At 67.7% G+C, this 12,283-nt stretch carries 10 protein-coding genes; 6 read left to right on the forward strand and 4 right to left on the reverse strand.

Annotation, left to right across the window (positions count from 1 at the left end; translation table 11 throughout):
- Positions 1–16: 16 nt before the first annotated feature.
- The 6 genes from G8760_RS18845 to G8760_RS18870 all read left to right on the forward strand — a co-directional run bounded on the left by G8760_RS18845 (position 17) and on the right by G8760_RS18870 (position 7,497).
- Positions 17–736 carry an ATP-binding cassette domain-containing protein gene (locus G8760_RS18845; RefSeq protein ID WP_166354196.1) on the forward strand — a complete coding sequence of 240 codons (720 nt, stop codon included), beginning with the start codon at positions 17–19 and terminating at the stop codon, positions 734–736.
- Complete coding sequence (locus G8760_RS18850) at positions 733–2,652, forward strand: AMP-dependent synthetase/ligase (protein ID WP_166353991.1); 1,920 nt, start codon at positions 733–735, stop codon at positions 2,650–2,652. The genes G8760_RS18845 and G8760_RS18850 overlap by 4 nt, the downstream gene beginning before the upstream one ends.
- Entirely contained in the window at positions 2,649–3,548 is a 900-nt protein-coding gene (locus G8760_RS18855; RefSeq protein ID WP_166353994.1) for a branched-chain amino acid ABC transporter permease, read from the forward strand. Before G8760_RS18850 ends, G8760_RS18855 begins: the two co-directional genes overlap by 4 nt.
- Positions 3,545–4,756 carry a branched-chain amino acid ABC transporter permease gene (locus G8760_RS18860; RefSeq protein ID WP_166353996.1) on the forward strand — a complete coding sequence of 404 codons (1,212 nt, stop codon included), beginning with the start codon at positions 3,545–3,547 and terminating at the stop codon, positions 4,754–4,756. The genes G8760_RS18855 and G8760_RS18860 overlap by 4 nt, the downstream gene beginning before the upstream one ends.
- A 24-nt stretch (positions 4,757–4,780) precedes the next feature.
- Entirely contained in the window at positions 4,781–6,148 is a 1,368-nt protein-coding gene (locus tag G8760_RS18865; RefSeq protein ID WP_166353998.1) for an ABC transporter substrate-binding protein, read from the forward strand.
- A 206-nt stretch (positions 6,149–6,354) separates the two neighbouring features.
- The gene (locus G8760_RS18870; protein WP_166354000.1) at positions 6,355–7,497 is read left to right on the forward strand and encodes a M14 family metallopeptidase; all 1,143 of its coding nucleotides are present in this window, start codon (positions 6,355–6,357) and stop codon (positions 7,495–7,497) included.
- Positions 7,498–8,231: 734 nt separating this feature from the next.
- On the opposite strand, the gene cobA is transcribed toward G8760_RS18870, so the two are convergent.
- The 4 genes from cobA to G8760_RS31180 form a co-directional block, all read right to left on the reverse strand.
- Positions 8,232–9,416, reverse strand: a complete 1,185-nt coding sequence (cobA, locus tag G8760_RS18875) for a uroporphyrinogen-III C-methyltransferase (protein ID WP_246222607.1) — start codon at positions 9,414–9,416, stop codon at positions 8,232–8,234.
- A gap of 125 nt (positions 9,417–9,541) precedes the next feature.
- Complete coding sequence (locus G8760_RS18880) at positions 9,542–10,237, reverse strand: phosphoadenylyl-sulfate reductase (RefSeq protein WP_166354004.1); 696 nt, start codon at positions 10,235–10,237, stop codon at positions 9,542–9,544.
- 148 nt (positions 10,238–10,385) lie between these two features.
- The gene (locus G8760_RS18885; RefSeq protein ID WP_166354006.1) at positions 10,386–12,050 is read right to left on the reverse strand and encodes a nitrite/sulfite reductase; all 1,665 of its coding nucleotides are present in this window, start codon (positions 12,048–12,050) and stop codon (positions 10,386–10,388) included.
- A gap of 109 nt (positions 12,051–12,159) precedes the next feature.
- On the reverse strand, positions 12,160–12,246 hold the full coding sequence (locus G8760_RS31180; RefSeq protein WP_425502361.1) for a putative leader peptide: 87 nt from the start codon (positions 12,244–12,246) through the stop codon (positions 12,160–12,162).
- Between the last annotated feature and the right edge of the window lie 37 nt (positions 12,247–12,283).

Below are 12,283 nucleotides of genomic sequence, written 5' to 3' on the forward strand. Positions count from 1 at the left end.
GCTGCGCTTCGGCGGCATGACCGCGATCGATCAGGTGAGCTTCAGTGTCGATCCGGGCGAGTTGTTCGCCGTGATCGGCCCGAACGGCGCGGGCAAAACCTCGATCTTCAACTGCCTGTCCGGGGTGTACCGGCCACAGGCCGGCAGCATGAGGTTCGGCGGCGAGGAGCTGCGGGGGCGGCGGCCCGATAACATCGCCCGGCTCGGGATGGCCCGGATGTTCCAGAACATCGAGCTGTTCGAGAACCTGACGGTGCTGGAGAACCTCATGCTCGGCCGGCATCAGCACCTGCGGTACGGCACGTTGTCCGCCCTCGTGTATGCCGGCCGGGCCAAACGCTCCGAGATCGAGAACCGCCGCGTCGTCGAGGACATCATCGACTTCCTGGAGATCGAGGCGATCCGGCGCAGCCTGGTCGGGATGTTGCCGTACGGGCTGAAGAAGCGGGTCGAGCTGGGCCGGGCGCTGGCGATGGCGCCGCGCCTGCTGCTCCTCGACGAGCCCGTGGCCGGCATGAACGTGGAGGAGACCGAGGACATGGCCCGGTTCATCCTCGACATCCGCACCGAGCTCGGCGTCACCATGATCATGGTCGAGCACGACATGGGGCTGGTGATGGACATCGCCGATCGAGTACTGGTTCTCGACTTCGGGCAGCACATTGCCCTGGGGCCGCCGGGACAGGTGCAGAGCGACCCCGCGGTCATCAAGGCGTACCTGGGCGAGGCGTCATGAACACCACGGCGGCCACCACCGGCGAGACCTGGCGCACCATCCCGCACCGGATCCGCACGTGGGCGGACCGCCAGCCGGACCGGGTCTGCCTGCGGGAGAAGCGGTTCGGCATCTGGCAAGACATCACCTGGCGGGAGTATTGGGACAACGCACAACTCGTCGCCCACGGGCTGGCGGCGCTCGGCGTCGGTGCGGGCGACCGGGTCGGGATCCACTCCGAGAACCGCCCCGAATGGCTCTACACCGACGTCGGCTGTGTGGCGATCCGGGCGATCAGCGTCGGGCTGTACTCCACCAACCCACCAGCCGAGGTGGCCTACCTGCTGCGCGACTCCGGTGCCCGGGTCCTGATCGCCGAAGATCAGGAGCAGGTCGACAAAGCGCTAGCGGTGGAAGATCAGTGTCCCGACCTGGAATGGATCGTCTACCTGGAGCCGCGCGGGGTGCGCGAATACACCAACCCGAAGCTGCTGCATTGGCCGGACTTCATCGAACGTGGCCGGGCACATCAAGCTGAGCACCCGACGCTGCTCGACGACGCCACGGCGGCGGCCGGCCCGGACGACGTCGTCACCCTCATCTACACGTCGGGCACCACGGGGCCACCCAAAGGGGCCATGCTCACCGTCCGCAACGTCTCGTTCGCCACCGACGTGCTCGGCGGCGGACCAGGGCTGTACGACCCGGCACCGCGCGAGAGCGACGTGACGTTGTCCTACCTGCCGCTGTGTCACGTCGTCGAGCGCGCGGCGACGATCTGGGTGAACGCGGCGGCCGGGACGACGGTGCACTTCGCCGAGTCGATCGACACCGTGGTGGCCAACCTGCGTGAGGTCCAGCCGACCCTCTTCTTCGGAGTCCCGCGCATCTGGGAGAAGATCCACGCCGGGATCCAGATCCGGATGAGTTCGGCGTCGCGGGTGAAACGGCTGGCCTATCGGGTGGGCCGGGCGCTGGCCGACCGGATCGCCGACGACATCGTGCGGCACGAGGGGCGCCGCTCGGTGCGCGCCAAACTGCTGTATGCGCTGGGATATCCGCTGCTGTTCCGCGCCCTGCGGGACCGGATCGGGCTGCGCAAGGTTCGCGCCTGCGGTTCGGGTGCGGCGCCGATCGCGCCCGAGGTGTTGCGGTTCTTCTTCGGCATCGGTGTTGTCATCCGGGAGGCGTACGGCATGACGGAGAACTCCGCCGTCGCCACCGGCAACCGGGGTGCGCGGGTGAAACTCGGCACCGTCGGCGAAGCCCATGAGGGAACCGAGGTACGCCTCGACGACGACACCGGGGAGATCATGACCCGGCATCCGGGCAACTTCGCCGGCTACTGGAACAAACCCGACAAGACCGTCGAGGTGCTCGACGCCGACGGGTGGTTGCGCACCGGCGACGTCGGTGAATGGGTCGACGGCACCCATCTGAAGATCGTCGACCGGATCAAAGACGTGATCATCACCGCGGGTGGCAAGAACATCGCCCCGTCGGAGATCGAGAACGCGCTCAAGACGTCGCCGTTCATCAAGGAGGCGGTGGTGGTGGGCGATCGCCAGCCGTACCTCACCGCGCTGATCGGTATCGAGCTGGAAACGGTCGGAAACTGGGCCCAGCGGCGCCGCCTCACGTACACCACGTATCGGGACCTGATCGAGAAACGGGAGGTCCTCGAGCTCATCCAGGGTGTGATCAAACAGGTCAACGCCGACTTCGCCCGGGTGGAGCAGGTCCGTAAGTTCCGCACCTTCCCCAAAGAACTCGATCACGACGACGGGGAGTTGACCGCGACGCAGAAGGTGAAGCGGGCGACATTGCACGACCGGTTCGGCGACCTGATCGACGACATGTACGGCGGCACCACCAAGTTCGCCGGCGGCGACCTCGCTCAGGTGCACACTCCGGCCAGCTCGGAGGTGCCGGCATGACCGAGCTGATCTCCTCCGGGCTGATCCGCGGGCTGGGCATCGGCAGCACCTACGCGCTGCTCGCCGTCGGCTTCGTGATCATCTACCGGGCCACCGGGGTGATCAACTTCGCGCAGCCGGCGCTGATGATCCTCGGGGCGTACTTCACCTCGGTGTTCGCGACGAGTGTTGGGGTGCCGTTCCCGCTGGCGGTGCTCGCCGCCATGGCCGTGCTGGCCGTGATCGGACTGGCTACGGAGCGGGTGGCGTTGCGGCCCATGGTGGGCAAGCAGCCATTCGCGGCCGCCATGGTCACCGTGGGTGTGTTCATCGTGTTGTTCGTCGTCGCGCACCGGCTGATCGGCGCCCAGGTGCGTACCGTCGGCGACCCGTGGGGGCTGGAGCGGGCATCGCTGTTCGGGGTGAGCGTCGCGCAGGTAGACCTGGCCAAGATCGTCATCTCGCTCTTCGCGATCGCGATCGTCGGTCTGTTCCTGACCCGGTCGCGGCTGGGGCTGGCCATGCGCGCGACCTCCATGGACCAGGAGGTCGCACTCGCCCAGGGCGTCAACGTCGGTCGGATCTTCGGCCTCGCGTGGGCCATCTCGGCGGCTCTAGCGGCCCTGGCCGGCATGCTCATCGGCACCGCGGCCGGCGGGTTCGAGGCCGTGGTGGCTCTGGTCGCGTTGAAGGCACTCCCGGTGATCATCGTGGGAGGCCTCGACTCCATCAAAGGGGCGGTCTATGCGGGCCTGTTCATCGGGGTAGCCGAGGCGCTGACCCGGACGTATCAGCCGCAATACGCGGCCTGGCTCGGCGCGAACTTCGACGTCGTCGTCCCCTATGTGATCATGATCATCGTGCTGGTGTTCCGGCCGTACGGCCTGTTCGGCACCCGGGAGGTGGAGCGGGTATGAGCCTGCAGGTGGACGGCGCGGCGCGCGGTGGTGCGGACGTGCCTAGCGGCGGTGGTGGTGGCGGTGACGGCGCACGGCGACGGCCGCGGAGCCGGGTCCGCGGGCGGCCGCAGCTGTACACGTCGTACGCGGCTGATCAGGCGATCTGGAACACCCCGGCCAAACGCGCCTGGACGTTGGCCCTGGTGGCCGCGGTGCTGGTGCTTCCGTTCCTGCTCAGCCGCGACCTGACCAGCCTGCTGACGACGGTGTTCATCTTCGCCATCGGCGGGATCGGGCTCAACCTGATCACCGGTTACGCCGGCCAGGTGTCGCTGGGACACGCGTTCTTCATGGGACTGGGCGCCTACACGGCCGCAGTGTTCGGCGGCGAGAGCACCGACCGGGTGGTTGGCCTCGGCCTGGACATGGCCATCTGGTTGCCCCTGGCCGGGATCGTGCCAGCCGTCGTGGGGCTGGTGGTGGCGCCGCTGGCGGCCCGGGTGCGGGGGTTGTACTTGGCCATCCTCACCCTTGGTCTCGTGTTCATCGGGGAACACGTCTTCAAGGAAGCACGCTCGATCACCGGGGGAGCGGGTGTGGGCCGGGCGCCGGCCGAGCCGGTACTGTTCGGCGTCGACCTCAGCGGCCGGTACCACCTCTTCGGCTACATCCTGTCCCGTGAAGACGTCTTCTACTTCGTCTGCTTCGCGATCTTCCTAGTGATGGCTATCGCGGCGCGCAACCTCACCCGGTCCAAGCTCGGCCGGGCCTTCGCCGCCGTCCGGGACCGCGACGTCGCCGCCGCCGTCATGGGGGTCTCGCTGCGCCGCACCAAAACGCTGGCGTTCACCATCTCGTCGTTCTACGCCGGTATCGCCGGTGCATTGCTGGTGCTGGTGATCGGGCGGGTCACGCCCACCAGCTGGAACCTGTTCCTTTCCATCGACTTCCTCGCCGTCATCCTGATCGGCGGGATCGCCACCATCAGCGGTTCCATTCTCGGAGCGATGTTCGTCGTGCTCATGCCCCGCTTGGTGTCGGAGCTCGCCGACGTCGTCCCATTCATCTCCACCAGCCCGGGTACCGGCGTCTTCTCCGTTTTCCAGCTTCAGACGATGCTGTTCGGCGCGCTGATCGTGCTGTTCCTGGTGTTGGAGCCACGCGGCCTCTACGGCCTGTGGGTCAGGGCACGCAACTACTGGAAAGCGTGGCCGTTCTCGCATTAACCAAACAGAGAGAAGGTGAGCTCAATGACGAGCAGCAAGGCACGGGGCATGGTCGCCGCGTTCGGGGTGGTCGCCCTGGTCGCGGCCGGCTGCGCGGTGGACGACGACGACGGTGAGCCGGACGACCCGGGCACCGTCGAAGAGGACCCGGATGATCCCGACGATCCGCCGGAGGACGAGCCCGACGGGCTGGCGTTCGACCTCGGCGTGACCGAGGAGGCGTGTCCGGCCGGCGTCAACCCCGACAACGGGTGTATCTACCTGGGGGTGCTGTCCGACCTCAGCGAGGGGCCGTTCGCCGCGCTGGCCATCCCGATCACCGCTGGCCAGGAGGCTTTCTGGCAGCGAGTGAACGAGGACGGCGGGATCGGCGGGTTCGACGTCGACATCTCCACCTACACCCGCGACACCCTGTACGACCCGCAGGAACACAGCGCCCGGTACCGGGAGATCGAACCGAACGTGCTGGCGTTGGCACAGACCCTTGGCACCGAGCCGACCGAGGCGATCCTGTCCGACATGGACAGCGACAACGTCATCGGCGCACCGGCGACATGGTGGTCCGGGTGGCACTTCGAGGACGCCGATCAAGGGTTGATCCTGGAGTCGGGTTATTCGTACTGCATCGAGTCGCAGATCGGGCTGGACTGGGTGAGTGGCAACGTGGCCCCGCCGTCGTCGGTGTTGGCCGTCGGATACCCGGGTGACTACGGCGGTGACTCGGCTGCCGGGGTCGAGGCGTGGGCCGAGGCCAACGACGCCGAGTTCGTCGGCTGGGTCGAGACGGCGCCGGATGCCGTCGTCGGCTCACAAGACGCGGCGATCGGGCAGGTCGTCGGTAGCGGGGCGGACGTTGTTATGCTGGCGGTTGGCCCGGCGGAGGCCGCGGCGATCGTCGGCGGTTCGATGGCGAACGGCTTCGAGGGTCAGTTCCTCGGGTCGGTACCGACGTGGAACCCGGCCTTGCTGGGGTCGCCGGCGGCCGACGCGCTGAAGGCGGCCTACCTGCACATCGCCCCGTGGGAAGGCTGGGAGGCGGACACCCCTGGCCACGAGGCGATGCGGGAGACGGTAGGCGACAATTTGCCGGACAACGAGGGCTTCATCTTCGGCTGGGTGTGGTCGTACCCGATCAAGGCGGCTCTGGAAGCGGCTGTGGCCAACGAGGACCTGACCCGGGCCGGGCTGCGGTCCGTCGTCGACGGTCTGCAGGTTGACTACGAAGGCATGCTGCCGGACGCGACGTTCGGCGGTGACCGGGACGAGAGTGCGATCCGGACCGCGGTGATCAACCGGCCGGACGACGACGCCGCGCTCGGTGTCACGCCGGTCGAAGCCGGAGTGACCGGCGAGACCGCTGACGCGTTCGAGTACACCGCACCCTGCGCCTGACGCCGCACGTATTCGCGATCCCGCGGGGGTCGGCGCCGAGGTGAAAGGCCCGCCTGCTGTTTCCTTGGCAGGCGGGCCTTCTCATGTGTCCGCACTAGTGGATATGTCACTCACCGTGGGCACGGTATTGACTTTTCGTGACGGCCGCGTGATATACGTCATAGGCCCGATGATTCGTTGGTGTACAACCGACAGAAGGGATCTCCATGAGCCGTCCGCGCCGTCGTCATCCGATGTTGAGCGTCTGGTTGATGGTCCTCACACTGCTCGCTGGGTCGGTCGCCGTCGCTACCGCGGCCTCCGCCAACCCCGGCGGCCCACACGTCCCACCCAATCAAGGTGACCCGAACCGCTCGTCACTACTGAGCTACGACGACGTCCAAGCCGAACTTCGCGCGATCGAAGCGCGCAGCAAGGGCGCCGTCACCGTCGAAGAGATCGGCGTCAGCGGAGAAGGGCGCTCACTCAGCGTCGCCCACATCGGCACCGGCGACACCCGAGTCTGGATCCAGGGCCGCATCCACGGCAACGAGCCCTACGGCGCCGAGGCGTCGCTGGCCTTCCTCAAACACCTCGCCACCGGCAACAAACACGCCCGGGCCGTCTTAGACGAGATCACGTTCGTCATCATCCCGCTCTACAATCCCGACGGATACGAGGCCTACATCCGCCAGGACACCACCCACCGCATCGACCTCAACCGCGACTGGGGTGTCGACCGCGAGGCCTTCGATCTCGTCAACACCATCCGAGTGGGACGGGGCCTGTCGCCGCTGCCGGAGTCGGTGTTCCAGAACTACACCCGGCACCGCGCCGTGGAATCGCAGGCGCACTGGTACCTATGGGCCGACTTCAAGCCGCACTACATGATCGACCTCCACCACCAGGGCACCTACTACGTCGACGACACCGACGACATGACCACCTTCTCGATGGGCATCTCGCTGGACGAAGGCATGCTGGAGCCGGCGCAATGGGACGCCGTGCGGCAGATGGCCGTCGTCGCCGCCGACGCCGCCGGCCGCCACGGCGCGGTGAACGTCACCCGGTACCCGTACATCAACATCCCGGAAGGCGTCACCTCAGCCTCCATGCTCAACGCACCGGGACCGAACGGCGAATACGCCGACTGGCGCACCAACGCGATGTTCTTCGAGACCCGAGGCGGCATCGGCCAGAAGAGCCGCGGCTACCTGATCAACCAGAACGTCGTCGGGCTACGGGCCATCACCGACGCCATCGCCAACGGCACCCTGAGCGACGTCGACCCCGACCGCTGGATGGACATCCCGCCACAGGGCCGGGCCATCACCCGGTGTTCGCAGTTCCCGCAGCAGTGCGCTTACTGATCTGACCGCAGGAGCACGACACGGTCGTGTCCGGGACGGCTGCCGGGCTGGCTGAGCAGCCCGGACACGACCGTGGCGTGTCCGTCCAATGTGAGCACCGCCGCCACCCGCCCCGTTGTGCACCTGATCTCCGTTTTGACGCCTGATCGTTTTCGTGGCGACGATCAGATGCACGGTGGTGGCGACGGCCAGCGTCGACGTGAGGTAGCCCCACCTGATCGTCGCCACGATGTGGGACGCCTGGTGATCAGATGCGCGAACCGTCGCATGGCGTCCGGTAGCGCATCTGATCCTTCCGAGTCGGCACCGTGCTAAGCGGATGCGGCGTTCGCCTGCCGGGCGGATGTGGCGCCGACTTCCCCAGAGGTTTGTCCAGGGTTCACCGGGGCAGCCCGGTGAGTCAGGCCCGGGGGTGGTGCGTTGGCGGCCTCCACAACTGCGACATTTCACCCACGCCCAACAAGCGGTCAGCGCACCAGGCCTCGTCCGCCGCTCCAGTCCCTCGTTCACAACGGGCACCCGCGGGCCGCGCACGTCTGCCAAGGGCCATCGCGACGCGATCAGATGCGCTACCGGACGCCAATCGACGGTTCATGCATCTGATCGCTCGCCGTTCCACATCGCATCCACATCGTGGAGACGATCAGACGCGGCTACCGCGTGTCGACCCTGACCGTCGCCACCACCGTGCATCTGATCGTCGCCACGAAAACGATCAGGCGTCAAAACGGAGATCAGGTGCACACGGGGGGAGGGGTGGCGACGTTGACGACATCGCCGACGACGATCACCGCGGGCGGCTTGGCGCCCACCGCGGCGGCGCGGTCGGCGATGTCGGCCAACGTACCGGTGGTCAGCCGCTGACGGGGACCGTAGCCGTCTTCTACCACCGCGGCCGGCGTCGTGGCGGCCATCCCGGCGGCCACCAGGTTCGCCGCCGTGTCGGCGAGCAGCGAGACCCCCATCAGGAACACCAGTGTGCCCTGGGATGCCGCCAGTGACGGCCAATCGAGGCCCTCGTGCCCGGATACCACGGTGAACTGCTTGGACAGGCCGCGGTGGGTCACCGGGATCCCGGCGGCCGCGGGCACCGAGACCGCGCTGGTGACACCCGGCACGACCTGCACCGGAACGCCAGCCTCGCGGCAGGCCAGGGCTTCCTCGCCGCCGCGGCCGAGCACGAACGGGTCGCCACCTTTGAGCCGGACCACTCGGCGGCCGGCCTGGGCGTGTTCGACGAGTAGCCGGTTGATCTCGTCCTGCGGTACGGGGTGGTGGCCGGGGGTTTTGCCGACGTCGACCACGATGACGTCGTCGTCGAGGTCGTCCAGCAGTGCACGCGGGGCGAGCCGGTCGACGACGACGACGTCCGCGCTGGCCAGCAGTTGCCGTCCGCGAGCGGTGATGAGCCCCGGATCACCTGGGCCACCACCGACCAGCGCGACGCTGCCGGCGCCGCCGCCGCGCACTGGCCGCAACGGGAGGTCGCCGCTTTCCAGCGCGGCTTGAACGGAGTTGCGCAGCGCCCGGGCCCGGCCGGGATCGCCGCCACCGCTGACGGCGACGACGACGTCGCCCACCCGGGCAACGGCTGGGGTCCACGCGGCGGACGCGGCTGCGTCGTCCGCGCGGACACACCACACCCGGGCCGCCTCGGCTTCGGCGGCTACCGCAGCGTCGACATCGTGGTCGCCGGTGGCCGTGTGGACCAGCCAGGCGCCGTCGAGGTCGGCGGAGCGGTACTGCCGGGGCTGCCAGGACGCGCACCCGTCGGCGATCAGGTCCGCCAGCGGTTCACAGACGGCGGGTGCGACGACGACGAGGTCGGAGCCGGCGTCGGCCAGCGCCTCGGCCCGGCGGGCCGCCACCGGACCACCACCAACAACGACGACGCGACGTCCGCGCAGGTCGAGCAGCAACGGATACCGCCTGTGATCGTTGCCTGATTCAGGTTGTTGTCCGCGCAGCCCACCTGGGGTTTTGGCAGCGGATAACGACGCAGATCCGTCAACGATCACCGGGTCGGGGTTGGGTAAGCCGCTCACTAGAGGTGGATCCCGCATTCGGTTTTGGCCCGTCCGGCCCAGCGGCCGGCCCGCGGGTCTTCCCCGGGGGCGACGGGACGGGTGCACGGCTCGCAGCCGATGGAGAGGTAGCCGATCGACTTGAGGGGGTTGATCAGGATGTCGTGGGTGGCGACGTAGGTGTCGACGTCATCGTCGGTCCAGGTGGCCAGCGGGTTCACCTTGACCTTGCGACGCTTGGGGTCCCAGGCGACGACGGGGGCGTCGGCCCGGCTGGGCGACTCCGCCCGGCGCACCCCACCGGCCCACGCGTCATACGGCGCGAGGGCGCGGTCCAAGGGCCATACCTTGCGGATGGCGCAGCACAGGTCGGGGTCGATCTGATAAAGCTTGCCATATTCGGCTTCGTGTTCTGGCACCCGGAGCGGATGGGTGATGGTCTCCACCTCGATGTTGTACGCCGACGCGATCGCGTCGCGGGTGCCGATGGTTTCGGCGAAGTGGTAGCCGGTGTCGAGAAACAGCACCTTGATGCCCGGCACTGCCTGCGACGCGACGTGAGAGAGCACACCGTCGGCCATGGACGCGGTGACCGCGAACTTCTCGCCGAACGTCTCGTGCGCCCAGCGGACGATCTCACCGGCGGGAGCACCTTCGAGCTCCCGCGCGGCGTCGATGGCTAGTTCTTCCAGCGGCTCTGCTGTCGTGACGGTCATCGAGCACCCCTTCGCGTGGACAAGCCGAGCATCTTTACCGAGAAGACACGCAGACAAGAGCGGCATTCCCAGGCCCCGTGTTCCTCTACGGGGTGGAGATCTTCCTCACCACAGAACGGGCAGTGCAGGATGGCCGCTCGTGTCGTCGTCATTGCAGGTCGGCCTCCTCGGCTCGGGCTACCCACTGGGCGAACCGCTCGCCGGGTTCACGCTGGTTGAGGAAGCCGCGCACCAGGCGTTCCACATAGGCCGGCAGATCGGCGGCGGTCACTTTGTGGCCGCGCAGTTTGCGGCCGAACCCGGCGTCGAGGCCGATGCCCCCGCCCAGATGCACCTGGAAACCTTCGCCACCTTTGACGATCTGGCCTTTCAGCCCGATGTCGGCCACCTGGATCCGAGCACAGGAGTTGGGGCAGCCGTTGACGTTGAGCGTGATGGGGACGTCGAGCTGGTCGTTGACGTCGGAGAGCCGTTTCTCGAGTTCGGCGACGGTGTCGGCGGCCAGGCCTTTGGTTTCGACGATGGCTAGTTTGCAGTACTCCAGCCCGGTGCAGGCCATGGTGCCGCGGCGGAACACGCTGGGGCGGGCCTGCAAGCCGATCGCGTCGAGCGCGGCGACCAGCGGTTCGACCGAGTCGGGGTCGACGTCGAGCACCACGAGTTTCTGGTACGGCGTGAGCCGGACCCGGGTGGAACCGTGTGCTTCGGCGACGTCGGCCAGGGTGGCCAGGGTGGCTCCGGAGACCCGGCCGACCAGCGGCGCCACACCGACGTAGAAACGTCCGTCTTTCTGCTGGTGGACGCCGACGTGGTCATAGGGATGTTCGGGTACCGGGGGAGCGGGGCCGTCGATCAGTTTGCGCCCGAGGTACTCGTCGGATTCGAGAACTTCGCGGAACTTCTCCGGGCCCCAGTCGTCGACGAGGAACTTCAGCCGGGCACGGTGCCGTAGCCGGCGGTAGCCGTAGTCGCGGAAGATCCGGGTGACGCCGGCCCAGACGTCGGGAACTTCGTCCAGCGGGATCCAGGTGCCCAGGCGGACGGCCAGCTTCGGGTTGGTGGACAGGCCGCCGCCCACCCACAGGTCGAGCCCCGGCCCGTGGTCGGGGTGCTGCACGCCGATGAAGGAGATGTCGTTGGTCTCGTGGGACACGTCCGGCAAGCCGCTGATCGCCGACTTGAATTTACGAGGCAGGTTGGAGAACTCCGGTGAGCCGATGTACCGGTTCTGGATCTCCTCGATCGCCCATTCGGGGTCGAGGACCTCGTCGGCGGCGATGCCGGCGACGGGGGAGCCCAGAATGACCCGCGGGGTGTCGCCACAGGCCTCCATGGTGGACAACCCGACGGCTTCGAGCTTCTCCCAGATGGCCGGGACGTCTTCCACCCGGATCCAGTGCAACTGGATGTTCTGCCGGTCGGTGACGTCGGCGGTGTCGCGGCCGTAGGTGGTGGAGATGTCGGCGATGACCCGTAGCTGTTCGGTGGAGAGTGCGCCGCCGTCGCTACGGATGCGCAGCATGAAGTACTCGTCGTCGAGTTCGTGTGGCTCGAGCACGGCGGTCCGGCCGCCGGGGATGCCTGGACGGCGCTGGGTGTACAGGCCGTACCAGCGGAACCGCCCGCGCAGGTCCTGCGGGTCGATGCTGGCGAAGCCGCGTTTGCTGTAGATGTTCTCGATCCGGGCGCGGACGTTGAGACCGTCGTCGTCCTTCTTGACCCGCTCGTTGGGGTTGAGCGGCTCGAGATGGCCGAACGCCCACTGGCCTTCACCGCGGGGGCGGCGGGGAATGTCGACGTTGCTCGCTGGCATGGGGGAGATCTCGTCCTCGAGGAGTCGGGGACGCACGTCCGCGCGGGTCAGATCGACGGTGACCGATTAGCCGACACGTCCGAGCGCCCGGAAATGATCACGGGCGGGGTCAGCTGGTCAGACACATCATGCTGGCGACGCGCCTGAGGTCTACGTGGCGGCGGACCACGAGGTAGAGCATCGACGCGTGCAACATGACAGTTATCGTCGCATGGTGTCGTGGATATCACGAA

It is taken from the genome of Phytoactinopolyspora limicola (genome assembly GCF_011320225.1).
Taxonomy (GTDB): domain Bacteria; phylum Actinomycetota; class Actinomycetes; order Jiangellales; family Jiangellaceae; genus Phytoactinopolyspora; species Phytoactinopolyspora limicola.

What these genes read in the sequence shown, in the direction of transcription:
- G8760_RS18870 (WP_166354000.1), top strand. Translation starts at nt 6,355, where the DNA reads ATGAGCCGTCCGCGCCGTCGTCATCCGATGTTGAGCGTCTGGTTGATG.
- G8760_RS18850 (WP_166353991.1), top strand. Translation starts at nt 733, where the DNA reads ATGAACACCACGGCGGCCACCACCGGCGAGACCTGGCGCACCATCCCG.
- G8760_RS18865 (WP_166353998.1), top strand. Translation starts at nt 4,781, where the DNA reads ATGACGAGCAGCAAGGCACGGGGCATGGTCGCCGCGTTCGGGGTGGTC.
- G8760_RS18855 (WP_166353994.1), top strand. Translation starts at nt 2,649, where the DNA reads ATGACCGAGCTGATCTCCTCCGGGCTGATCCGCGGGCTGGGCATCGGC.
- G8760_RS31180 (WP_425502361.1), bottom strand. Translation starts at nt 12,246, where the DNA reads ATGTTGCACGCGTCGATGCTCTACCTCGTGGTCCGCCGCCACGTAGAC.
- G8760_RS18860 (WP_166353996.1), top strand. Translation starts at nt 3,545, where the DNA reads ATGAGCCTGCAGGTGGACGGCGCGGCGCGCGGTGGTGCGGACGTGCCT.
- G8760_RS18880 (WP_166354004.1), bottom strand. Translation starts at nt 10,237, where the DNA reads ATGACCGTCACGACAGCAGAGCCGCTGGAAGAACTAGCCATCGACGCC.
- G8760_RS18845 (WP_166354196.1), top strand. Translation starts at nt 17, where the DNA reads ATGACCGCGATCGATCAGGTGAGCTTCAGTGTCGATCCGGGCGAGTTG.
- G8760_RS18885 (WP_166354006.1), bottom strand. Translation starts at nt 12,050, where the DNA reads ATGCCAGCGAGCAACGTCGACATTCCCCGCCGCCCCCGCGGTGAAGGC.